Consider the following 22,884-nt stretch of genomic DNA (forward strand, 5'->3'; position numbering starts at 1 on the left):
AGCCCATCAACCTCCGCGCAATTTTTCAATAACCCCTGCGACTTTCTCATTTGCTCCGCCTGCATCCACCGTGGCCTGATTCGCGCTTGTTCACTCAAGGCTTGCCCATGGAAAACGTTCACGCAAAACCCACTACGGCCGTCTGGCTGATGCTCAGTGTTGTGCTGGTCGCCCTTAACCTGCGTCCGTCGATGGCGGCAGTCGGGCCGTTGTTATCGTCGATTCGCGGCGATGTGCCGTTGAGTTTCAGCAGCGCGGCACTGTTGACCATGCTGCCGGTGATGGCCATGGGGCTGGCGATGTTTTTCGGTATGGGCCTGGCCAAGCGGCTTGGCGAACACCGCAGCATCGTGCTGTCGCTGGGGGTGATCGGCGTGGCGACGCTGTCACGGTTGTGGCTGGATTCGGCGCTGGAGCTGATCGTCAGCGCCATCGCCGCCGGGGTGGGGATCGCGTTGATCCAGGCGGTGATGCCGACGCTGATCAAGACCCGCTTCAACCAGAATGTGTCGTTGTTCATGGGCCTGTATGTCACCGCAATCATGGGCGGTGCCGCGTTGGCCGCGTCATTCGCGCCGTTCGTGCAGGCACGGACCGGCAGTTGGCGCATCGGCCTGGCGATCTGGGCAACGCTCGCCGTGCTGGCGCTGGTGTTCTGGTGCGCCCAGCGTGCGACGCTGCCGACGGTGCCCCAGGCCGGCTCCGGCGCGCAGGAAAGCTTTTTCGGTAACGCACGCGCCTGGTTGCTGGCGATCTTCTTTGGTCTTGGCACGGCGTCCTACACCTGTGTACTCGCGTGGCTGGCGCCGTACTACGTAGAGCAAGGCTGGAGTGAACAGAACGCCGGACTGCTGCTGGGCTTTCTCACGGCGATGGAAGTGGTGTCGGGGCTGGTCACGCCGGCCATCGCCAACCGTCGCCGGGATAAACGCGGCGTAGTGGCGGTGTTGCTGGTGCTGATCATCCTCGGGTTCTGCGGCCTGATCCTCGCGCCACAGCACCTGAGCCTGCTATGGCCCTGCCTGCTCGGCCTGGGCATCGGCGGGCTGTTTCCGATGAGCCTGATCCTGTCCCTCGACCACCTGGACAACCCCCGCCGCGCCGGTGGTCTTACGGCCTTTGTGCAGGGCATCGGCTACCTGATCGCGGGGCTGTCGCCTCTGATCGCCGGCGTGATCCGCGACCAACTGGGCAGTTTCGAATGGGCCTGGTGGGCGCTGACTGCCGTGATCGGTGTGATGCTGCTGATCGTGACGCGCTTCGACCCCAAGCGCTACGCGCAGCAAATTCGCTGAGGTCGTGTCGCCAACAGTTTTTGTCCCACACCCAACATAGAAACAGCCTACGAAGCTTCCTATTGGGACGCCCGTTCCGTTAATCTTTTGCGCTGTCTTGTACTGAATTCGGTACATGGGGTTTACGGACGAAACCGATGTTAAACAGTAACTTGCTCAGAAAGCTCGATATGCAGGACTTGATGGTGTTTATCGCCGTTTATGACCAGAGCAGCGTTACCGATGTGTCAGAAACGCTGTTCGTCAGCCAGTCCACCGTGAGCTACAGCCTCAAGAAACTGCGTACCAGTTTCGAGGATGAACTGTTTATCAACACCCGTGCGGGCATGCGACCGACGTACAAGGCCACCACCATGTACGGGCATGTGCAGAAGATTCTCGAAAGCATCAACCTGTGTCATGCCGGTGGCCAGGCGTTCGACCCGACCCAGCAGGCGGTGACCTTCAATGTGTGCGCCCCGGAATACTTCGAACAGCTGATCCTGCCGCGCCTGCTCAAGCAATTCGACCTCGCCGACCTGCCGGTGATCGTCAATGTGCGCAAGCTGGAAGCCGATATCCCCGCCGAGGACCTGCGCCAAGGTCGCCTGGACCTGGTGATTTGCTTCGGCCCGCACTTTCATCGCACCCACAAAGACTTCAGAACCCAGATGCTGCTGGAGGATGATCTGGTGTGCGTGTTCGACAAACGCGCCGCGCCACAGGAACCGGCGTTCAGCCTGCAATCGTTTGTGGAGCGACGCCATGTGTTTCCCACACCGTGGACGTCCGATACCAATATGATCGACGGTTGGCTGGGCCGCCTGGCGCATAAACGCCACGTGGTGGCGCGGGCCAACAGCTACAGCGCGGCATTAAAGATGATCACGGGCACCGACTATGTCGTCACCCTGCCCCGCCGTGTGCAAAAGCTACTGGCACCGGCCTCGACCTTCGGTCACTGCGAAGCGCCGAACGGCTTGCCGGGTTTTACTCTGGATATGCAGTGGAACGAAAGCAGCGAGCAGGACCGCGCCAATACCTGGTTCAGGGAACAGGTGGTGAAAGTCTGCGCAGAACAAGGGCTGCTCTGACGCAGGCTCTGCAGTGATTTTGCGGGGCGGTGATCAGCCGATGACAACCTTGCTGTAGGACTCTCGATCCATATCGAGCAGTTGCACGCTGAGCTGCACCTGCATGTCCGCCGGCCAGTCGCCCATATCGTGCAACGCCGCCAACAGGCCTTCCGACAGCTGTTTCTTGACTTGAGGCGAGCGTCCGCTGAGCAGCGACAATTTCACCGCAATGAAACCGCGTGGGTTGAAGGACGTGCCCACCTGGAAACTCTCGACTTTCACCGCGCGGCTTTTGATATCGAACTCCGAGCCGAATTGCCCGGATGCCATCAGCACATTGTTGAGCCGCAACAAGGCTTTCTCGACGGCCAGGCCGGTGAGGTTCGCGGTGTACTCCAGGTGCAAGTGCGGCATGGATCGCTCCGAGTCATTTGTAGGAAGACTCTTAGATATATCACGGAAAAAACCGTCAGGCAGGATTCAGCGGCCCGCGATCGCTCATAAACGCTTCCAACCGCGAACGCACCCAGCGCTCGGCCGGGTCGGTATCCACGTGGCTGAGCCAGACCATGGACAAATCCAGGGTCGGCGTCTCGAACGGAAACGGCTCGCAAAACAGCTGGCCTGACACGGCCATGGCCTCTGCGGTGTAGTCCGGCAGGCTGGCGATCAGGTCGGTGCCGGCCAACAGCGCCGGCAAGGCGCTGTATTGCGGCACCGACAACACCACCTGCCGCTTGCGGCCGATTTCCGCCAGCCATTCATCGGCAAACCCCGACACGTTGGCGGTGTGAGACACCAGCACATGGGGCCGTGCGCAATATTCATCGAGGGTCAACGGCGTGTCCGACGCATCGGCGCGCAACAGGCGCGGACGGATATGACGCAGCAATTTGCGCTTGGCATTGGCCGGCAGGCCACGGGTCTGGGTAATGCCGACGGTGATGTCACCGGATGCCAGAAGATCGGGGATGCGCCAGTAATCGACATGCTGCACCACAAACACCACCTTTGGCGCTTCCTGGCGCAAGGCGCGCAGCAAAGGCGGCAACAGGCCGAATTCCACATCGTCGGACAGGCCGATGCGGAAGGTCATGGTGCTGATGGACGGGTCGAAATCGTGGGTCAGGCTCAAGGCCGACGACAGCGAATCCAGGGCCGGCGACAGGTGCTGGATTATCTCTTCGGCTCGCGCGGTGGGCTCCATGCGGTGGCCGACGCGGATAAACAGCGGGTCGTTGAACAAGGTACGCAAACGGTTGAGCGCCGAACTGATAGTGGGCTGGCCCAGAAACAGTTTCTCCGCCACCCGCGTGACGTTGCGCTCGAGCATCAGTGCTTCGAAGACCACCATCAGATTGATGTCGGCCTTGCGTAATTCGTTGCGATTCATCGGCGCCTGCCCTTTCCCCAAGACGAACCGCAGTGTAGAAAGCGCCGCGAGCGGCGTCTACGCGCGACAGCGCCGGATTCACCGGCAGGCCATGGCCCACCGGTGCCTGTCAGACCTGGCGCTCAGGGTTTGAGCGGCATTTCCTGATCGCGCTCGGACAACTCCGTGCCATCGTCCGGATGTTTCCAGGTTTGTGGTTTTTCCTCTTCGTGACGCCGGGATTGCTCCTGCGCCGGCTCATCGTGGTGCTTCGGTTCGTTACCCATTGTCACCTCCCTTGCGTAAGCATTGGCCATCGTTATCAGCATAGAACAGGACAAGGGTTTCGGATGCAGTCGCCGATTGATAGCCATGACGCATCAATAAATCCAAAATTTTCACTTATCATTTCTAAATGTGTCAGCCACTATCCCAGGTCTTAAGCGAAACAAGCACTTTAAAAAGAACGCTGGAGACACAAAACCATGACTAGCTCAACCCGGCCTGACTCTGCCCGCTCCAAAGTGGGCGCGGTATTGCGCGTTACATCGGGTAACTTCCTCGAACAGTTCGACTTCTTTCTGTTCGGCTTCTATGCCACTTACATTGCTGCCGCGTTCTTCCCCGCCGCTAATGAGTTTGCATCATTAATGATGACCTTCGCCGTGTTCGGCGCGGGCTTCCTGATGCGGCCCCTGGGCGCGATCATTCTGGGGGCGTATATCGATGACGTCGGCCGGCGCAAAGGCCTGATCGTGACGCTGTCGATCATGGCCAGCGGTACGCTGCTGATCGTGCTGGTGCCGGGCTACCAGAGCATTGGCCTATGGGCGCCGTTGCTGGTGCTGCTCGGCCGCCTGCTGCAAGGCTTCTCGGCCGGCGCGGAACTGGGCGGGGTGTCGGTGTACCTGGCCGAAATGGCCACGCCGGGCCGCAAAGGCTTCTATACCAGCTGGCAGTCGGGCAGCCAGCAGATCTCCATCGTGGTCGCCGCCGCGCTGGGCTACGGTTTGAACGTGTGGATGGAACCGTCGGTGGTCGCCGACTGGGGCTGGCGCATTCCGTTCGCCGTAGGGTGCGTGATCATCCCGTTTATCTTTGTGCTGCGTCGCAACCTGCAGGAAACCGAAGAGTTCGCCAATCGCAAGCATCGCCCGACCATGCGCGAAGTGCTCGCAACCCTGGTGAAGAACTGGACCGTGGTGATCGGCGGCATGCTGATGGTGGCCATGACCACCACCGCGTTCTACCTGATCACCGTGTACGCGCCGACCTTCGGCAAGACCGTCCTGCAATTGAGCACCTCCGACGCGCTGCTGGTGACCTTGCTGGTGGCCATCTCCAACTTCGTATGGCTGCCCATCGGCGGCACCCTCAGCGACCGCTTCGGGCGCAAACCGGTGCTGATCGCCATGACCGCATTGACCGTGCTTACGGCCTATCCGGCCCTGTCCTACGTGGTTAACGCGCCGAGCTTTGCACATATGCTGGAAACCCTGCTGTGGTTCTCCTTCCTGTACGGCATGTACAACGGTGCGATGATCCCGGCCCTGACCGAAATCATGCCGGTGGAAGTGCGCGTGGCGGGTTTCTCCCTGGCCTACAGCCTGGCGACCGCGATCTTCGGTGGCTTCACCCCGGCGATCTCCACCTGGTTCATTCACATCACTGAAGACAAAGCTTCGCCGGCCTATTGGATGATGTTCGCCGCGCTGTGTGCACTGTGCTCGACCCTGGCGCTGTACCGCCGCGCCAACGCCCGTGGCCAAGTCATGCAGGGGGCCGCATGATGAAGCCGCTGTTCAATACGCTGACCGCCCTCGCCCTCGGCGCCCTGGCGCTGACGGCCCAGGCCGAGCAGCTCAAGGTCATGACCTCCGGTGGCTTCACGGCAGCCTATAAAGTGCTGGGCCCGCAATATGCCCAGCGCAGCGGCGACACCCTCGACACCATTCTCGGCCCGTCGATGGGCAAGGCGCCGGAAGCGATCCCCAACCGCCTGGCCCGTGGCGAACACGCCGACGTGGTGATCATGGTCGGCTACGCCCTGGATGAGTTGATCAAGCAAGGCAAGGTCGACCCGGCCTCGCGGGTGGAATTGGCCGATTCGCGCATTGGCCTGGTGGTCAGGCAAGGCCAGCCGAAACCGGCGATCGGCACCGATGCCGAGCTCAAGGCCGTACTGAGCAAGGCCAAGTCCGTGGCTTACTCGGACAGCGCCAGTGGCGTGTATGTCGAGAAAGAGCTGTTCAAGAAACTCGGCATGCCGGCCAAGGGCACCATGATCGAGCGCCTGCCGGTGGCCGAGCAGGTTGCCAAGGGCGACTACGAAGTGGGCTTGCAGCAGGTGGCAGAACTGTTACCGGTGCCGGGCGTGACCTACGTAGGCAAAATCCCCGAGGACGTGCAATCGGTGACGCGCTTCGCCGCGGGTATCCCGGTGAACGCCGATCACCCAGCGCAGGCCAAGGCGCTGCTGCAGTACCTCGCCTCTCCCGAGGTACAACCGGCGGTGCGCGCCACCGGCCTGGACTCGGTATCACACTGACCGAAACGGCATCTCGCGCACCAACCGTTCCAACTCCAACGCCGCCGGCGGCAACGTCCGCCCGCGGCGTTTGATCAAGCCCACATTGCGCATCACCTGCGGCTCCACCAGCGGCACACTCACCAGAATCGGGTGTTCGCACGCCGGCATTGCAATCGATGGCACCATGGCCACGCCCAGCCCCGCCTCTACCAACCCGATCATGGTAGTCACGTGGTGGGTTTCGCAGATACTCGGCTTCTTTACCCGCACGCCGCGCAAGGCCTGGTCGAGCAGGAAGCGGTTGCCCGAGGTTTTATCTACGGTGATGTAGTCATGCTCATAGGCTTCGGCCCAGGTCACGCTGTCGCGCCCGGCCAGTGGATGGTCACGCCGGCACGCCAGCACGTAACGCTCCTGCAGCAACAGTTCAAACTCCACCTCATCGGCCAGGCTGCCGCTGAAACTCACGCCGAAATCCGCCTCGCCGCTTTCCACCGCACTGCACACCTCGCCGGCACTGGCGTCGAGCACGCGCAGGCGAATCTTCGGGTAGAGCTTGTGGAACTCGGAGATTACATGAGGCATGAAGTAGTACGCGGTGGAGGGCACGCAGGCGATGGTGACATTGCCCATGCGCGTGGACGCCACATTGCTGATGCCCATCAGCGCGAGGTCGAGGTCGTCGAGCATGCGTTCGACCTGCGGGAGAAACGCGCGCCCCACCATGGTCAGGCTGACACGTCGGGTGGTGCGCTCGAACAGCTTCACATCGAGCGCCGATTCGAGCTTTTCGATGCGTCGGCTCAAGGCCGGTTGCGAGATGCGGATCGCTTCGGCGGCGCCGCGAAAACTGCCTTTGTCCACCACGGCACGAAAGGCCTGCAGGTCGTTGAGGTCGAAATTGATAATCACGGGAAGCACTGGCCGACTGAGAGGGTCGATCTATAGTACCCGAGGCCCATGAACGTGGGGCGACGCAGTTTGTAGACATCCCCCGCAATAATCCGTGTAAACAGTTTCAAACGACACATTTTGGTATAGATTGCGCGCAGCATATATCAGGCATCCAGGAGCTTTCCCATGGCGACACTTCACGCGAACACCGTTCAGGCGCTGCAAACCAACAAACTCAGCCTGTTGAGCACATGGATCGAAAGCCTCGAGGCCTCGGGTGCCACCCGTAACGTCAAGGAAGCCGAGCTGAAACAACAGGCCAACGACTTCCTGAGCACACTGATTGCAGCCTTGGAACAAGGCGGTTCGCAGAACGTCAACCACGAGAACTGGGCCGAAACCCGCGTGCTCCTGGAAAAGCTGTCCCATAGCCGCGCGCTGGTCGGCCAGGACTCGCAACAGACCGCCAGTTTCATCTTCGCGCTCAAAGGCCCGCTGTTCGCCCTGCTGCAACGCGAATACGTCGAACAGCCGGCGCAACTGGCCGAACAGCTGTGGGAAATTTCCGAGCTGCTCGATGCCCTCGGCATGCACACCATTCGCACGTTCCAGAAGTCCCGTGAACTGGTGATCAAGCGCCAGCAGGAAGAACTGCTCGAACTGTCCACGCCGGTGGTCAAACTGTGGGATGGCGTACTGGCCCTGCCGATGATCGGCACCCTGGATTCCCAGCGCACCCAGGTGGTGATGGAGTCGCTGCTGCAACGCATCGTCGACACCGGCGCGGAAATCGCAATTATCGACATCACCGGTGTGCCGACCGTCGATACCCTGGTGGCCCAGCACCTGCTCAAGACCGTGACCGCCATTCGCCTGATGGGTGCCGACTGCATCATCAGCGGCGTGCGCCCGCAGATCGCCCAGACCATCGTGCACCTGGGCCTTGACCTGCAAGGCGTGGTCACCAAGGCCAATCTGGCCGACGCCCTGGCCCTGTCCCTCAAGCGCCTGGGCGTGACCGTGACCAAGGCCGTCTGATTATGGAACGCATCCCGATTTTGCAGATGGGCGAGTTTCTACTCGTGACCATCCAGGTGGACATGCACGACCAGTTGGCGTTGACGCTGCAGGACGACCTGTCCGAACGCATCAATCGCACCTCGGCGCGTGGCGTATTGATCGATATCTCGGCGCTGGACATGGTCGACTCCTTTATCGGCCGCATGATCGGCACCATCTCCGGCCTGTCGCGGATCATGGACGCGCAGACCGTGCTGGTGGGCATGCAACCGGCGGTGGCCATTACCCTGGTGGAATTGGGCATGACCCTGCCCGGCGTCGCCACCGCATTGAATGTCGAACGAGGCATGAAGCTGTTGCGAGAACGGGTGGACCACTCATGACCGTGGCCAGCAATGGCACGCACCCGGTGCTGATCGAACAGGACGTCGTGCTGGCTCGGCAATTGGTCCGCAAACTGGCCCAGGACTGCGGCATGCGCCTGATCGACCTGACCAAACTGGTCACGGCGGTCAGCGAGCTGGCGCGTAACACGGTGGTCTACGGCGGTGGCGGGTATATGGATTGGGAAATAGTCGAGAAGGACCTGCGCCCCGGCGTTCGCCTGACGTTTCGCGACGAAGGCCCGGGCATTCCCGACCTCAAGCTGGCGATGACCGACGGCTGGACCTCCGGCGGCGGGCTCGGCCTGGGGCTGACCGGCGCCAAGCGCCTGGTGGACGAATTCGAACTGGACACCGCACCCGGCCAGGGCACCCGCGTGACGATCACTCGATGGGCCTGAATATTCCCAGCGCCCTCACCGAGGTGTTGTTGATCGAGGATGTAAGCCAGATTGGCCACGCCCGACGCACCGCGCAGAAACTCGCCGAACACCTGGGCTTCGACGAAACCGACGCCGGCAGAGTGGCGTTGGTGGCCACCGAGCTGAGCAGCAACATCCTCAAGCATGCGGCTCACGGGCAATTGCACCTGCGCGCCACCGGCAACGGCGGTGTGGAGATGATCGCCGTGGACCGCGGCCAGGGCTTTGACCTGGACAGCTGTCTGGTGGACGGGTTTTCCACCGGCGGCACCCAGGGCATCGGCATGGGCGCCATTTCACGGGTGGCCCAGGTGTTCGATGTATATGCCGACCCTCGCGGCACGGCGATGCTCGCGCGTCTGTATCCACGAGCCTCCACGGTCAGCGACATTCGCTACGGGGTCAGCCAGCATTCGCTGCATGACGACCCGGCCTGCGGCGACGCCTGGCACCTGGCAATCGAACCCGGCCGTTTCAGCGTGATGGTGGCCGATGGGCTGGGCCATGGCAGCGAAGCCGAACGCGCCGCGCGGGACGGCGAACAGGTATTTGCACGCAGTGCCTTTGATGAAGCCACGCGGCTGATGGCCGACATGCATGTCGGCATGACCGGCACCCGTGGCGGTGCGGTGGCCGTGGCGCAATACAACGCCGCGACCGGCAGCCTGCGCTTCACCGGCGTGGGCAATATCGGCGCCAGCCTGATCGGCTCCGGCAAGTCCCGTGGCCTGGCGTCCCACCCGGGCATCGTCGGCGTGCAGTTTCGCAAGGCGCAGCCGTTCGACTACGCTGAGGTCGGCGGCCAGTTGCTGATCCTGTACAGCGACGGCTTGCAGTCACGCTGGAACCTGGCCGACTACCCTGGGCTGACGCACCGCCACCCGGCTTTGATCGCCGCCATCCTGCACCGTGACTTCTGTCGCGGGCGGGATGACGTCACCGTTTTCGTGATTGCCCTGGAGGCCATCGATGGCTGACACCACTGCCTCGCTCGCCGCTGAGGTGCAACGCCTGCGCCAGGAAGCCGACGCCTTGCGCGCCGAGCTGGATGAAACCAACCAGGGCGTGCTGGCGCTGTATGCCGAGCTGGACACCCAGGCCGACCAACTGCGCCAGGCTTCGGATCTCAAGAGCCGTTTCCTGTCGTACATGAGCCATGAGTTCCGCACGCCGTTGGGCTCGATCCTGAGTATCACCAGCCTGCTGGACGATGAACTCGACGGCCCGCTCAGCCCTGAGCAGCACACCCAGGTGGGCTTTATCCGCAGCTCGGCGCGGGAACTGCGCGAGATGGTCGATGACCTGCTGGACCTGGCCAAGATCGAGGCAGGGCGCATCAGTATCTCCCCGGCTTGGTTCGACATGTTCGACCTGTTTTCGGCGCTGCGCGGCATGTTCCGGCCGATTGTCGATGCCTCGGCGGTGGACCTGATCTTCGAAGAGCCGGCCGGCCTGCCCAAGCTGTACACCGATGACAAGAAGCTCGCGCAGATCCTGCGCAACTTTATCTCCAACGCTCTGAAGTTCACGCTGCAGGGTGAGGTACGCGTGTCGGCGTGCATGGAGAACGAGCGGGAGATCCGCTTCGCGGTGCAGGACACCGGCCTGGGTATCCCGGTCGAACTGCACAGCAATCTGTTCGAGGACTTTTCCCAGATCGACTCCCCGCTGCAGAAGCGCCTGCGCGGCACCGGGCTGGGACTGTCACTGTGCAAGCGCTTCGCTCAATTGCTGGGTGGCCGGGTCGGCGTGGAGAGCAAGCCCGGCGTGGGTTCGCTGTTCTATGTGGTCATTCCTCTTTCCATCGCCAACGAGATCGTCGATGAAACGTGACATCCAAGTGTTGATCGTCGACGACAACGTTGCCACGCGCTACGCCCTGCGCCGGCGCCTGGAAAACCATCACTATCGGGTACTGGAAGCCGGCACCGGCCAGGACGGTCTGGACCTGATCGCCAGTCGCACCATCGATGCGCTGATCCTGGACGTCAACCTGCCGGACATGAGCGGTTTCGATATCGTGCGCGGCCTGCGCGCCGACCCCGCCACCGCGTTGCTGCCGGTGGTGCATGTCTCGGCGGCGTCGATCGAGACCGGCGATATCATCACCGGCCTGGACGCCGGCGCCGATGCGTACCTGATCCATCCGGTGGACCCGGAGGTGCTGCTCGCTACGCTGCGCACCTTGTTGCGCGTACGCGACACTGAATACGCCTTGCGCGAAAGCGAAGCGCGTTTTCGCGAGATTTTCTTCAACATCAGCGCGCCCATCGCGGTGATGGACGCGCACCTCAAAGTCCACGAATGCAACCATGCCTTCGCCCAGCTGATCCACGCCAACCTCAACCCCGACGCCCTGCTGGAATGCTTCGCCACCGATCAATTGGCCGTGATCCAGGAGCTATGCCTGCGCCTGGCCGCCGGTGAACGCTGGAAAGGCACGTTATTGATGAAGGTCGACGACCAGCTGCGCGAGACCGAATGGCAGATTTCGCCTTACCGTAGCGCCGGCCTCAGCCTGGTGTTCGTGGAGGACGTCACCGAGCATCGTCATCGCGAACGTCATCAACAGGCCGAACTGGCCAATGCCGCGAGCCAGTTGGCCCGCACCGAGGCGCAGTTGCTGCAGGCGCAGAAAATGGATGCATTGGGCAAGCTTACCGGCGGCATCGCCCACGACTTCAACAACCTGCTGACCGGGATCATCACCAGCCTGGAGCTGATCAAGAAACGCATTCAGAGCCAGCGCACCGACAAGGTGCTCAATTATGCCGACGCCGCGCTGAACTCCGCTCTGAGCGCCGCCGGCCTGACCAACCGCTTGCTCGCGTTCGCACGCCAGCAGCCGCTGGACACCCGCCCCACCGATATCAATGCGCATATCCGCTCCCTGGAAGAGCTGCTGATGCGCACCATCGGCGAACACATCGTGCTGAATCTGGAGCTGACCACCCACCCCGCCGTGGCGCTGGTCGACCCGATCCAGCTGGAAAGCTCGGTGCTCAACCTGGTGATCAACGCCCGAGACGCCCTGCCCCAGGGTGGCGTCATCTGGGTAACCACGTACCCTGCGCATTCCACCGGCAACCCCAAGCTGGAAAACGGCCCGTACATTGCGTTGTCGGTACGCGACAACGGCGTGGGTATCGAGCCCGGCGTGATCGACAAAGTGTTCGACCCGTTCTTCACCACTAAACCGGTGGGCCAGGGCACCGGCCTGGGCCTGTCGACCATCTATGGGTTCGCCCGCCAGTCCGGCGGCGATGCGCAGATCCGCAGCGTGACCCGCCAGGGCACCGAAGTGACCATCATGCTGCCCGCCGCCGACGGCCCCGCCGCCCTGGCCACGAAGGTCGAGGCCGTGCCAGGGGTGAGCAACGGCGAGCACATTCTGGTGGTCGAAGACATGCCTTCGGTGCGTGGTTTCGTGGCTGAAGTGCTGGTGGATGCTGGTTATCGCTGCAGCCTGGCCGCGGACGGTGACGAAGCCATCGTCATGCTGCGAGCCGATCCGACGATCGACCTGCTGCTTACCGATTTCGGGCTGCCGTACATGACCGGCCGCGAGCTGGCCGATCATGCGCGGGATCTGCGCCAGGAATTACCGATCCTGTTCATGACCGGTTACGCCGAGAATGCGGCGAACCGCCAGGATTTTCTCGGCGAACGCATGGACCTGATCACCAAGCCGTTTCATATCGATCAATTGCTGGAAAAAATCCGCCAAGGCCTGGAGGTTTGATTCGGGCTTTAAGAGGCGTGGTACACAATCCCAGGGCAGGCAGGCGTCATGACAGCTGGTTTCGATCCGTTGGTGCATATCGATTGGAAAACTCCCGGCGGCGAATGGCTGGCCCTGTTGCCGCCTTCCTACCCCCATATCCCTGCGCTGTGCGGCCCGGCATTCGAGGCGCTGCTGGACGAGCTGTGCAATGAAATGCCCGAGGTGTGCTTCGATGCGCTGGCCACTGCATTGGCGCGCGAGGGCTTCGACCTGTGGAACCTCGACGCCGGTGGCGACGATTACCGCCCGGTGATTGTCCCGACCGATCAGCGCGAGCGGTTTGCCCGGCATTGGCGCGAGCACAACGCAGCGCCACGCTTCACGCCCACGCTGATCGAAGCGCAAACACCGCCCGCGCGCCCACCCAGGCGCAGCAAGCTCAAGTGGCTGCAGGACGTGCACGACTACCCCGGCCCGACCTCTGTGCACGCGTACAACTACCGCAACGGCTGGGCCGCGATTACCGAGCAGGACGAAGACCGCTGGCTGTGCTTCCTGATTGATTACAACCCCTGGCCACCCACCGAGCAGGACATGCTCGAAGCCCGCGATGACAGCGTGGACGGCGCCGATCTGCAACTTATCGATGCCAACGTTCAACACAGCCTGTGGAAGCGTCAGGTGACGCGCGGCGCGTACGGTTCGGATGACCGCTATCAGTACGAGATCCGCCAGGGTGATGCTGTGGAGGACTTCGGGCCTGCCCAGATCCAATGGCCGGCGTTTGAAGAGCCCTGCGTGGTGGTCGATGGGCAGATATACGAGCGTCAACGCCTCTACGACCCCGAGCCGTTGACGCGGATCTGGCGCATCACCGCGCAGACCAGCGAGGTCATTTTCGAACACCCGGATGAACTGACCCTCTTGCCTATCGGGCCCAACCGTTTGCTGTTTATGCAGCACAACGGCCCGCAGTGCTGGATCTGCAACCAAGCCCCCGCGCAACACGCCGTCATCGCCGCCAAACCGTTGCCGGCTGAGGGTTATCAGTTGCGCGCGGCCACAGCGTACCTGGAAGGCGACGAGGTACTGTTGTTCAGCGAAGGCACACGGCCCAACCGCGAACACTCGGGCTATCAGGAAACCGTGCTGCTGGCGTGGCGCTTCAACTTCATCACCGGCGCCAGCACCCGTGCAGTCCTGGACGGCTTCGGCAGCGAACTGCGCCAGGACACGCGCCTGCTGACCACGCAACCCAAGCAGGTCATCACCCTGCGCACCTTTCATGGGCAACTGCACGTCGCCCGCGGCCATGGCGATTGGTGGGTGTGGAATTACCACACGCAAACCTTCGGCACGCACACGCTGGCGTGGTTCTGGAACCAGCGCAGCAATGACGTGCTGAAACTGTCCTCCAAAGACATCCCGCGAGTGAAACCGCAGATTCGTTACGTAGCGGCGCAGGATCGGTATCTGGCGTTCGAAACGGAATATGTGGCGCGGCTGCCGGAGTTTGCGCAGATGGTGGAGGTTTTGGGGAGTGAGGGGTTAGTGTTTGAGTGAAGGACGCCGGTACCCGCACCGGACACAACCCACCTCTACGATGAAGCCATCGGAAACGCAAAAGCCCCTGAAAGGGTTAAACCTTTCAGGGGCTTTTGGTTATTCAATAATGGCGGAGAGATAGGGATTCGAACCCTAGGTACCGGTGAAGGTACAACGGATTTCGAATCCGTCCCATTCGGCCACTCTGGCATCTCTCCAACGGCGCGCATCATAACAGCCTGTTTCGTGGAAGCAAAGCTCTTGCGAGATTTTTTTCCGTGCTATCAGATGCTTGCGTCGATTAAAGCGGTACGCCCAGACGGTTGGCGACTTCTTCGTAGGCTTCGATGACATCACCGAGGCCCTGGCGGAAGCGGTCCTTGTCCATCTTCTTCTTGGTGTCCTTGTCCCACAGGCGGCAGCCGTCCGGGCTGAACTCGTCACCCAGGACGATGGAGCCGTCATGGAATACGCCGAATTCCAGTTTGAAGTCCACCAACAGCAGGCCGGCGTCGTCGAACAGCTTGCTCAGCACGTCGTTGACCTTGAGGGACAATTCCTTCATGCGCGCCAATTGCTCGGCGGTGCCCCAGCCGAAAGCCACAACGTGGGACTCGTTGATGAACGGGTCGCCCTTGGCATCGTCTTTCAGGAACAGTTCGAAGGTGTAAGGGTTTAGCTTGAGGCCCTCCTCCACACCCAGGCGCTTGACCAGGCTGCCGGCGGCGTAGTTACGCACGACGCACTCGACCGGGATCATGTCCAGTTTCTTCACCAGGCATTCGTTGTCGCCCAGCAGCTTGTCGAATTGGGTCGGAATACCGGCCGCTTCGAGCTTCTGCATGATGAAGGCATTGAACTTGTTGTTCACCATGCCCTTGCGATCAAGTTGCTCGATGCGCTTGCCGTCGAACGCCGAGGTGTCGTTGCGAAACAGCAGGATCAGGCGGTTGGCGTCGTCGGTCTTGTAAACCGACTTGGCTTTGCCGCGGTAGAGTTCTTCACGTTTTTCCATGATGGGCTCCGCTTTGAGTGAGGTGGGCTAGGCGATATGTCGCCAGTCGAGCCCTGAATCTTGATCGGCCAGTTGCAGCCAGTCCGGGTCGCACCCGAGGGTGTCGACAAAACATTGCCGGGCAAGCGTCGGCAGGTTGTTCTTGCTGCTCAGGTGGGCCAGGACCAGATGTTGCAGGTCTTGCCAGCCCAACTCATACACCAGGTACGCCGCCTGGTGGTTGTTCAAATGCCCCCGTTCGCCGCCCACCCGCTGCTTGAGAAAATACGGGTAGTGACCACGCGCCAGCAGGTCACGGCAGTGGTTGGACTCGATCATCAACGCATCGAGGTTGCGGTAACCGTCCAGCACCTTGGCACAGTAGGAACCCAGGTCGGTGAGCACGCCGAAACGCCGCTCCCCATCGCTGAAGACATACTGCGTCGGTTCCTGAGCGTCGTGCGCAACGGCAATCACGTCGATGCTCAAGGCACCGACCTGCAACGTCTCGCCACCGGCCAGGAAACCTGCGGGTTCAATGGGTTTGCGCATCCCGCGCAAGGTACCGCGACTCAAGTACACCGGAAGATTGTAGCGCCGAGACAGCAAACCCACGCCATGCACGTGGTCGGCATGTTCGTGGGTCACCAGAATCGCGCTCAACTGCGTGGGGTGAACCCCCAGGCGCAGCAGGCGTCGCTCGGTTTCCCGCAGCGAGAAACCACAATCGACCAGCACATACGTGTCGTCATGGGCGACCAGCGTGCCGTTCCCTTGGCTACCGCTGCCGAGAACGGCAAAACGCATCGGATCAGCCCAGGTTGTCCTGAATCACTCCCAACACTTTGCGCGCTGTTTCAGCCGGCGCTACGGTATTGATGTTCTTCTCGACCGTGACTTGCACGGTTTCGCCAACCTTGCTCAAACGGACCTGATAACGCTCGGCGCGGGTCTCGACTTCTTCCTTGGTCGGTGTGCTGCCAAACAACTTGCCGAAGAAACCAGGCTCGTCATCCTTGCGCTCGGCCTTTTCGGCGACGTTGATGTAGTAAAGACCCAGGCTGCGGTTGATGTCTTCAACGCGCCATGGGCCTTGCTCCAAGGCACGGCCGACGCTGGCCCAGGCGCGATCCAGGTCTTCACCCAGGTTCAGCACCACGTTGCCGCTGCCGTCCTCGGTGAGGCTGACGCGGCTTGGGGTGTCGTAATCGCGGGCCGCGAGCAGCGAGACCGAACCGCCCTTCTCGGAGATCCGGCTCATGCTGGCCAGCATTTCATCGACCAGTGCAGAGTCGACACCGGTATTGACCGAGCGATTGGTGAACTCGACGTTGGACGTGCTGCCGGCAGGGCGCTCGGCGCTCACCACATAGACTTCACTGGTATTGCGCTGTACGCCGGGTTCGATCCGCACGCGCACACGCGTTTCGCTATCGGCGGCGACGCCACCGGCTTGCAGGCGCTTGGCCATGCTGGCGGACAATTCATTGCGCTGCTGCCACGCAGTGGTGAATTCACCGGTCTGCGGACGTTGTTCGTCAATGCGGAAACCGTTGTCCTGGAAGAACTGCACCGCCACCGGCCAGACTTCGGCAGGTGGACGTTGAGCAACGATCCAGCGCGAGTCGCCGCTTTTCTGCAGGCTGTAGTCGCTGGCATCGGCCACGGCCGCGATCGGCTGTGGACGTGGCACCACGTACTCACCCTTGGTGGTGTCATCGGCGACGTTGCGTGGAATCGGCAGCAATGGGTCAAGGCGCTTGGCGACATTGACGTCCGGCGGCAATTGCATCGGTTTGGTTGCTTGTGCTTCCAGATAATCGCTGCCGCGGTCACGGAAGTAGCCTTCCGGGCCCCAGATCCAACCGCAGCCGCTGGTGCTGGAGATAATCAAGGCAAGTGCGGAAAGTCCGGCCAATCGCTTCATGCGTAGTGCTTCCTCAATTAAACCAGGACGCCGGACTGGCGCAGGGCCTGTCGCAGCGGTTCGTGACAGGCTTCGCTGAGACGGGTGAGCGGCAGACGGATACCGTCCGGCATCATGCCCATCTCGAACAGCGCCCATTTCACGGGAATAGGGTTGGATTCGATAAACAGTGTCTTGTTGAGCGGCATCAGCTTCTCGTGGATCGCGCGGGCTTTGGCGGCATCGCCGGCGAGAGCGGCGGCGCACATGTCGCTCATGGCACGGGGGGCCACGTTGGCGGTCACGGAGATATTGCCCTTGCCGCCCAGCAGGATCAGCTCGACGGCAGTGGCGTCGTCACCGGAATACACCAGGAAGTCGGCGCTCACGCCGGCCAGGATGTCCTTGGCGCGCTGCAGGTCGCCGGTGGCTTCCTTGATGCCGACGATGTTCGGCACGGTGGACAGGCGGATTACGGTCTCGGCCTTCATGTCGCAGGCGGTACGGCCCGGCACGTTATAGAGGATCTGCGGAATGTCGACGGCTTCGGCAATGGTGCGGAAGTGCTGGTAAAGGCCTTCCTGGGTCGGCTTGTTGTAGTACGGGGTCACCAGCAGGCAGGCATCTGCACCGGCTTTCTTGGCGTTTTTGGTCAGTTCGATCGCTTCACGCGTCGAATTGGCGCCCGTGCCGGCGATGACCGCGATACGCCCGGCCACGCGCTTGACCACGAACTCGATGACCTGGATATGTTCTTCCACATCGAGTGTGGCCGATTCACCCGTGGTGCCGACCGCAACAATGGCATTGGTGCCTTCTTGCAGGTGGAAGTCCACCAGTTTGCCCAGGCTGTCCCAGTCGAGATGACCTTGTGCATCCATGGGTGTGACCAGTGCCACCATACTGCCCGCAATCATGCAACCGCTCCTGCCGGAAAAAGAGAGCCGTAATGGTACTGGCGCCAAGATGCTTGCACAAGCGAAGTACCGCGTGAGGATGCGTTCTGACGCAACTAAACGGCGATCGATGCCATCATCGGGCCAAAGGGCGATTCGAGGACCGCTGGAATCGGGCCGATGACGCAATGAAATCGCCACCTCCTAGCCCTTGGCGACGCTTTTCGCTACCCTTGATCCTTTGATCGATACGGCCCTCTCGGTATCGACCGCTCATCGCTTTAGGAAGGCTGCATGTCCACCCCCACAGTTCGCGAACAATTCCTTGTTATCAGTGCCCTCGGCGCCAACCCCATGGAGCTGACCAACGTCCTGTGCCGCGCCAGCCATGAGAACCGCTGCGCCGTCGTAACCTCTCGCCTGACCCGCCATGGCGAGTGCAGCGCCCTGGTGCTGCAGATTTCCGGGACCTGGGACGCCCTGGCGCGCCTTGAGACCGGCTTGCCGGGCCTGGCCAAGAAGCATGACTTCACCGTTAACGTGGTACGCAGCGCGGCCCTGGAGAACCGTCCCCAGGCCCTGCCTTACGTAGCTTATGTCAGCTCGGCCTACCGTTCGGACATCGTCAATGAGCTGTGCCAGTTCTTCATCGACCATAACGTCGAGCTGGAGAACCTGACGTGCGACACCTACCAGGCGCCCCAGACCGGCGGCACCATGCTCAACGCCACATTCACCGTGACGTTGCCGGCCGGCGTGCAGATCAGTTGGCTGCGCGACCAGTTCCTGGATTTCGCCGATGCGCTGAACCTCGACGCCCTGATCGAACCGTGGCGACCACAGAACCCAATGTAAGGATGTACCCATGGCGGTAGTCATCGACCAACCCGTACCCGACTTCGAAGCCCAGGCCACCAGCGGCCGGACGTTCAGCCTGGCCGCCCTCAAGGGCAAGCAGGTGGTGCTCTACTTTTACCCCAAGGACAGCACGCCGGGCTGCACCACCCAGGGCCAGGGCTTCCGCGACCAGCACGCAGCGTTCCAGGCTGCCGACACCGAAGTGTTCGGCGTGTCGCGCGACAGCGTGAAGTCCCACGAAAACTTCAAAGCCAAGCAAGCATTCCCCTTTGAGCTGCTCAGCGACAAGGACGAAGCGGTCTGCCAGCTGTTTGACGTGATCAAGTTGAAGAAGCTGTATGGCAAGGAATACCTGGGCGTGGACCGCAGCACGTTCCTGATCGATAAAGACGGTGTGCTGCGCCAGGAATGGCGCGGCGTGAAAGTGCCAGGGCATGTGGATGCGGTGCTGGCCGCCGCCCAGGCCTTGAACAAGGCCTGAACCGGCATCGGCAGGCGAGGGCCTGCTCTCGCCTGCAGCGGCAGCGGGCCAGACAGATCAGGCCTTGCGCAACCAATACCGGTACACACCGCAGGCATCTTCTTCGCGCAACAAGGTGTGCCCGGCCAGTTTGGCGAAGGTACGGAAGTCGCGCTGCGAGCCTGCATCGGTGGCGATCACCTTGAGCACCGCACCGCTGGCCAATCGATTGAGCTCCAGCTTGGCCTTGAGCAAGGGCAACGGGCAATTGAGGCCGCTGGCATCAAGCTCGGCGTCGAAGGCGATGGGGTCGGTCATGTCTTACTCCGGGACAAGCATTCGGGGCGCTTAGAATATCTGGTCCGAAGCTCAGTGTCCGGCTACAGTAAGCTCTTTGTCGAAAGGCCTCGTGCATGAATTTTTTGCGCCCTTCCCTGCTGACGCTGGCCTGCCTGCTGGCCTCTCCCGGCTTCGCCGATGACTTGCCGTCGCTGGGCGACGCCAGTTCTGCCATTGTCTCGCCGCAACAGGAATACCAACTGGGTCGTGCCTGGCTGGCGTACCTGCGGGGCCAGGTCTCGCAGCTCAACGACCCCCAACTCAAGGATTATGTTGAAACCAGCGTCTACAAGCTGGTGGAGACCAGCCAGGTCAACGACCGGCGCCTGGAATTCATCCTGATCAACAGCCCGCAATTGAACGCCTTTGCCGCACCGGGCGGGATTGTCGGGGTCAACGGCGGACTGTTTCTCAATGCCCAGACCGAAGGCGAATACGCCTCGGTGCTGGCTCACGAACTGGCTCACTTGTCCCAGCGCCACTTCGCACGAGGCGTTGAAGCACAACAGCGCATGCAGGTACCGATGATGGCCGCACTGCTCGGCGGCATCATCGCTGCCGCAGCAGGCGCGGGCGATGCTGGCATTGCAGCGATTGCCGGCACTCAGGCCGCAGCGATCCAGGAGCAGCGTCGTTTTTCCCGACAGAATGAACAAGAGGCCGACCGCATCGGCATCGTCAATCTGGAAAAAGCCGGTTACGACCCACGCTCAATGCCAACCATGTTCGAGCGCTTGATGCGCCAATACCGCTTCGACGCCAAGCCACCGGAATTCCTGTTGACTCACCCGGTAACCGAGTCCCGGATCGCCGACACCCGCAACCGCGCCGAACAAGCCAAGCCCGGCGGCAAGGAAGACAGCCTGCGCTACCAGTTGATTCGCGCGAGGGTGCAGTTGAAATACGAAGACACCCCAGGCCTGGCTGCGAAACGCTTCCAGGCACAGCTCGACGAAAATCCAAAAAACGATGTGGCGCGCTACGGCCTCGCCATTGCTCAGATAAAAGGCACGAAACTCAAGGAAGCACGGGAGAACCTGGCGCCGCTGCTGGCTAAGGCTCCCAACGATATCACCTACAACCTGGCGCAGATCGAGCTAGACATCATCAACAACCGCCTGCCCGATGCCCAGCAACGCACCGACAAGATGCTCACCCAATACCCCAGTAACTACCCGCTGAATCAGGTCCGGGTCGACCTGCTGCTCAAGCAGAATCGCACCGCCGATGCGGAAAAGGCCCTGGATGCGCTGCTCAAATCCCGCCCGGATGATCCGGACGTGTGGTATCAGGTCGCCGAGACGCGCGGTTTGTCCGGCAACATCATCGGCCTGCACCAGGCCCGCGCCGAATACTTCGCGCTGGTAGGCGACTTCCAGCAGGCTATCCAGCAATTGGACTTTGCCAAGCGCCGTGCCGGCAACAACTTCCCGCTGTCGTCGCGGATCGATGCGCGCCAGCGTGAGTTGATCGAACAGGAACGACTGGTCAAAGGGATGATGAGCTGAATCCATCGCCCACAAAAAAGCCCCGCTCTCTCTAAAGGAAAGCGGGGCTTTTTATTGAGCTGGCGCGTTACTCGGCCAGTTTGAACGTAATGAAGCTGGCACGGCCTTGACGCAGTACACGCATCGACACAGAACGATTCTTCGGCAGCGCTTTGGCAATGTCAGTGAACTGCTTGGTCGTGTCGATCGCCTGGTTGTTCAGGTGCGTAATCACATCACCCGGTTGCAGACCGATCAACGCGGCAGGCCCATCCTGCACTTCCTTGATTACCACACCGCTCTTGAGGTCGAAGCTCTTCTTCTGCTCGTCAGTCAGCTCGGCCACTGCAATGCCCAGGCGATTGCTGCTGCGCTCGGCGCCCGGCTTGGTGTTACCCAGCGCATCCAGGGTGGCGCCTTCTTCAGGAATGGCGCCGACGGTCAGCTCCACATTCTGACGCTTTCCATCACGGATCACTTCGAGCTTGGCTTTACTGCCCGCCTTCAATGCACCGACCAGATGCGGCAGGTCGGCCGACATGATGATCGGCTGGCCATTCATGCTCAGGATCACGTCACCGACCTGCAGGCCACCCTTGGCGGCCGGACCATTGTCCTGAATCTGCGCAACCAGTGCGCCCGCCGGTTTGTCGAGCCCGAAGGATTCAGCCAGGTCCTTGTTCACTTCCTGGATTACCACGCCCAACCAGCCACGACTGACCTTGCCACCGCTTTTGAGCTGATTAGAAACATCCATGGCCACGTCGATCGGAATGGCAAACGACACGCCCATGAACCCACCGGAACGGGTATAGATCTGCGAGTTAATCCCTACGACTTCACCCGCCAGATTGAACAGCGGCCCACCGGAATTACCCGGGTTGATCGGCACGTCAGTCTGGATGAACGGCACGTAGTTTTCATTGGGCAGGCTACGACCAATGGCGCTGACGATACCTTGCGTTACCGTATGGTCAAAGCCAAAAGGCGAACCGATGGCGACCACCCACTGACCGGCTTTCAGGTCTTGGGACTTGCCCAGTTTCAGCACCGGCAGATCCTTGCCATCGATCTTTAACAACGCCACATCGGAGCGCGGATCGGTGCCTATCAACTTGGCTTTGAGTTCGCTGCGATCAGCCAGGCGCACGAGGATCTCGTCCGCATCGGCAATCACGTGATTATTGGTGAGAATGTAACCATCCGGGGAAATGATGAAGCCCGAACCCAGCGATTGCGCTTCACGCTGACCGCCACCACCGCCACCCCGTGGCGCCCGGGGTTGTGGCATGCCACGCTCGAAAAACTCACGCAACATGGGCGGCAGGCCTTCGAGATCCGGCATCTGCTGGTTCGACACTTTGCGATCCGGCAGCTTCTGCGTGGTACTGATGTTCACTACGGCTGGCGAGGCCTGCTCAACCAGTTGGGTGAAGTCAGGCAGATCGGCCGCTTGCACAGGCACGGCCTGACCCAGCACCAACACCGTGGCGATTATGGATAGATAGGATTTCAAACGTGGTATCGACATACAGCTCCCGTTACGACGAGCAGGGTTGAGCGACAGGGTTCAATAAACGCCGGAAAACCGCGACCGACGTCTTTGTTCCGCGAACAAAACAAGGCCAGAGCCGACAAGCTCTGACCTATAAAAAACATGGAAGGTTTTTGCAAGTGAAAATCCTGATCCAGACATTTCATGCT

The 22,884-nt window shown here is 61.3% G+C and carries 24 protein-coding genes and 1 tRNA gene; 14 read left to right on the forward strand and 11 right to left on the reverse strand.

What is annotated here, in order from left to right:
* Positions 1-107: 107 nt before the first annotated feature.
* Both QRN10_RS14975 and QRN10_RS14980 read left to right on the forward strand, forming a co-directional pair.
* On the forward strand, positions 108-1,295 hold the full coding sequence (locus QRN10_RS14975; RefSeq protein ID WP_181081068.1) for a cyanate transporter: 1,188 nt from the start codon (positions 108-110) through the stop codon (positions 1,293-1,295).
* 137 nt (positions 1,296-1,432) lie between these two features.
* Positions 1,433-2,368, forward strand: coding sequence for a LysR family transcriptional regulator (locus tag QRN10_RS14980; protein WP_181081069.1), 936 nt, complete (start codon positions 1,433-1,435; stop codon positions 2,366-2,368).
* A gap of 33 nt (positions 2,369-2,401) precedes the next feature.
* Here QRN10_RS14980 and QRN10_RS14985 read toward each other — a convergent pair whose 3' ends face one another.
* The 3 genes from QRN10_RS14985 to QRN10_RS14995 form a co-directional block, all read right to left on the reverse strand.
* Entirely contained in the window at positions 2,402-2,764 is a 363-nt protein-coding gene (locus tag QRN10_RS14985) for a 5-carboxymethyl-2-hydroxymuconate Delta-isomerase (RefSeq protein WP_181081070.1), read from the reverse strand.
* Between the two features lie 55 nt (positions 2,765-2,819).
* Positions 2,820-3,743: a LysR substrate-binding domain-containing protein gene (locus tag QRN10_RS14990; RefSeq protein WP_181081071.1), complete on the reverse strand. Its 924-nt coding sequence runs from the start codon at positions 3,741-3,743 to the stop codon at positions 2,820-2,822.
* 122 nt (positions 3,744-3,865) lie between these two features.
* Positions 3,866-4,009, reverse strand: coding sequence for a hypothetical protein (locus QRN10_RS14995; protein ID WP_181081072.1), 144 nt, complete (start codon positions 4,007-4,009; stop codon positions 3,866-3,868).
* A gap of 198 nt (positions 4,010-4,207) precedes the next feature.
* Between QRN10_RS14995 and QRN10_RS15000 the strand changes: the two genes are divergently transcribed.
* Together QRN10_RS15000 and QRN10_RS15005 are read left to right on the forward strand one after the other, a co-directional pair.
* The gene (locus QRN10_RS15000; protein WP_181081073.1) at positions 4,208-5,512 is read left to right on the forward strand and encodes an MFS transporter; all 1,305 of its coding nucleotides are present in this window, start codon (positions 4,208-4,210) and stop codon (positions 5,510-5,512) included.
* Complete coding sequence (locus tag QRN10_RS15005; RefSeq protein WP_253512073.1) at positions 5,512-6,270, forward strand: substrate-binding domain-containing protein; 759 nt, start codon at positions 5,512-5,514, stop codon at positions 6,268-6,270. Before QRN10_RS15000 ends, QRN10_RS15005 begins: the two co-directional genes overlap by 1 nt.
* Here QRN10_RS15005 and QRN10_RS15010 read toward each other — a convergent pair.
* Positions 6,262-7,164: a LysR family transcriptional regulator gene (locus QRN10_RS15010; protein WP_181081074.1), complete on the reverse strand. Its 903-nt coding sequence runs from the start codon at positions 7,162-7,164 to the stop codon at positions 6,262-6,264. The genes QRN10_RS15005 and QRN10_RS15010 overlap by 9 nt on opposite strands.
* Before the next feature lie 168 nt (positions 7,165-7,332).
* Here QRN10_RS15010 and QRN10_RS15015 point away from each other — a divergent pair, with 168 nt between their 5' ends.
* From QRN10_RS15015 to QRN10_RS15045, 7 genes are read left to right on the forward strand one after another with little or no spacing between them, the layout of a single operon-like run.
* Positions 7,333-8,184: an STAS domain-containing protein gene (locus QRN10_RS15015; protein ID WP_181081075.1), complete on the forward strand. Its 852-nt coding sequence runs from the start codon at positions 7,333-7,335 to the stop codon at positions 8,182-8,184.
* A 2-nt stretch (positions 8,185-8,186) separates the two neighbouring features.
* Positions 8,187-8,549 carry an STAS domain-containing protein gene (locus QRN10_RS15020; RefSeq protein WP_181081076.1) on the forward strand — a complete coding sequence of 121 codons (363 nt, stop codon included), beginning with the start codon at positions 8,187-8,189 and terminating at the stop codon, positions 8,547-8,549.
* Complete coding sequence (locus QRN10_RS15025) at positions 8,546-8,950, forward strand: anti-sigma regulatory factor (RefSeq protein ID WP_181081077.1); 405 nt, start codon at positions 8,546-8,548, stop codon at positions 8,948-8,950. Before QRN10_RS15020 ends, QRN10_RS15025 begins: the two co-directional genes overlap by 4 nt.
* Complete coding sequence (locus QRN10_RS15030) at positions 8,941-9,948, forward strand: ATP-binding protein (RefSeq protein ID WP_253511167.1); 1,008 nt, start codon at positions 8,941-8,943, stop codon at positions 9,946-9,948. Before QRN10_RS15025 ends, QRN10_RS15030 begins: the two co-directional genes overlap by 10 nt.
* A complete protein-coding gene (locus QRN10_RS15035) occupies positions 9,941-10,804 on the forward strand; it encodes a sensor histidine kinase (protein ID WP_181081079.1) in 864 nt (287 codons plus the stop codon). The genes QRN10_RS15030 and QRN10_RS15035 overlap by 8 nt, the downstream gene beginning before the upstream one ends.
* Positions 10,794-12,713 carry a response regulator gene (locus tag QRN10_RS15040; RefSeq protein ID WP_285428639.1) on the forward strand — a complete coding sequence of 640 codons (1,920 nt, stop codon included), beginning with the start codon at positions 10,794-10,796 and terminating at the stop codon, positions 12,711-12,713. The genes QRN10_RS15035 and QRN10_RS15040 overlap by 11 nt, the downstream gene beginning before the upstream one ends.
* Before the next feature lie 48 nt (positions 12,714-12,761).
* Complete coding sequence (locus QRN10_RS15045; protein ID WP_285428640.1) at positions 12,762-14,258, forward strand: hypothetical protein; 1,497 nt, start codon at positions 12,762-12,764, stop codon at positions 14,256-14,258.
* A gap of 110 nt (positions 14,259-14,368) precedes the next feature.
* Here the strand turns inward: QRN10_RS15045 and QRN10_RS15050 are convergent.
* From QRN10_RS15050 to dapA, 5 genes are all read right to left on the reverse strand, one after another.
* Positions 14,369-14,458 (reverse strand) — tRNA-Ser (locus QRN10_RS15050).
* A gap of 83 nt (positions 14,459-14,541) precedes the next feature.
* Positions 14,542-15,255, reverse strand: a complete 714-nt coding sequence (gene purC / locus QRN10_RS15055) for a phosphoribosylaminoimidazolesuccinocarboxamide synthase (protein WP_010212191.1) — start codon at positions 15,253-15,255, stop codon at positions 14,542-14,544.
* A 27-nt stretch (positions 15,256-15,282) separates the two neighbouring features.
* Positions 15,283-16,041 carry an MBL fold metallo-hydrolase gene (locus QRN10_RS15060; RefSeq protein WP_181081097.1) on the reverse strand — a complete coding sequence of 253 codons (759 nt, stop codon included), beginning with the start codon at positions 16,039-16,041 and terminating at the stop codon, positions 15,283-15,285.
* A gap of 4 nt (positions 16,042-16,045) precedes the next feature.
* Positions 16,046-17,161 (reverse strand): NlpB/DapX family lipoprotein, encoded by a 1,116-nt coding sequence (gene bamC / locus QRN10_RS15065; protein ID WP_285428641.1) that lies wholly within the window; start codon positions 17,159-17,161, stop codon positions 16,046-16,048.
* 17 nt (positions 17,162-17,178) lie between these two features.
* Entirely contained in the window at positions 17,179-18,057 is an 879-nt protein-coding gene (dapA, locus tag QRN10_RS15070) for a 4-hydroxy-tetrahydrodipicolinate synthase (protein WP_253511156.1), read from the reverse strand.
* Between the two features lie 273 nt (positions 18,058-18,330).
* Between dapA and QRN10_RS15075 the strand changes: the two genes are divergently transcribed.
* Both QRN10_RS15075 and QRN10_RS15080 read left to right on the forward strand, forming a co-directional pair.
* Positions 18,331-18,891: a glycine cleavage system transcriptional repressor gene (locus QRN10_RS15075; RefSeq protein WP_003172487.1), complete on the forward strand. Its 561-nt coding sequence runs from the start codon at positions 18,331-18,333 to the stop codon at positions 18,889-18,891.
* Between the two features lie 10 nt (positions 18,892-18,901).
* The gene (locus QRN10_RS15080; protein WP_181081100.1) at positions 18,902-19,375 is read left to right on the forward strand and encodes a peroxiredoxin; all 474 of its coding nucleotides are present in this window, start codon (positions 18,902-18,904) and stop codon (positions 19,373-19,375) included.
* Between the two features lie 57 nt (positions 19,376-19,432).
* Here the strand turns inward: QRN10_RS15080 and QRN10_RS15085 are convergent, their stop codons facing one another.
* Positions 19,433-19,672: a sulfurtransferase TusA family protein gene (locus QRN10_RS15085; protein ID WP_181081101.1), complete on the reverse strand. Its 240-nt coding sequence runs from the start codon at positions 19,670-19,672 to the stop codon at positions 19,433-19,435.
* Positions 19,673-19,767: 95 nt separating this feature from the next.
* On the opposite strand from QRN10_RS15085, the gene QRN10_RS15090 reads away from it, so the two are divergent.
* Complete coding sequence (locus QRN10_RS15090; protein ID WP_181081102.1) at positions 19,768-21,201, forward strand: M48 family metalloprotease; 1,434 nt, start codon at positions 19,768-19,770, stop codon at positions 21,199-21,201.
* A gap of 67 nt (positions 21,202-21,268) precedes the next feature.
* On the opposite strand, the gene QRN10_RS15095 is transcribed toward QRN10_RS15090, so the two are convergent.
* A complete protein-coding gene (locus QRN10_RS15095) occupies positions 21,269-22,711 on the reverse strand; it encodes a DegQ family serine endoprotease (RefSeq protein WP_181081103.1) in 1,443 nt (480 codons plus the stop codon).
* Between the last annotated feature and the right edge of the window lie 173 nt (positions 22,712-22,884).

This window comes from Pseudomonas sp. lyk4-R2A-8 (genome assembly GCF_030209095.1).
Taxonomy (GTDB): Bacteria; Pseudomonadota; Gammaproteobacteria; order Pseudomonadales; family Pseudomonadaceae; genus Aquipseudomonas; species Aquipseudomonas quebecensis.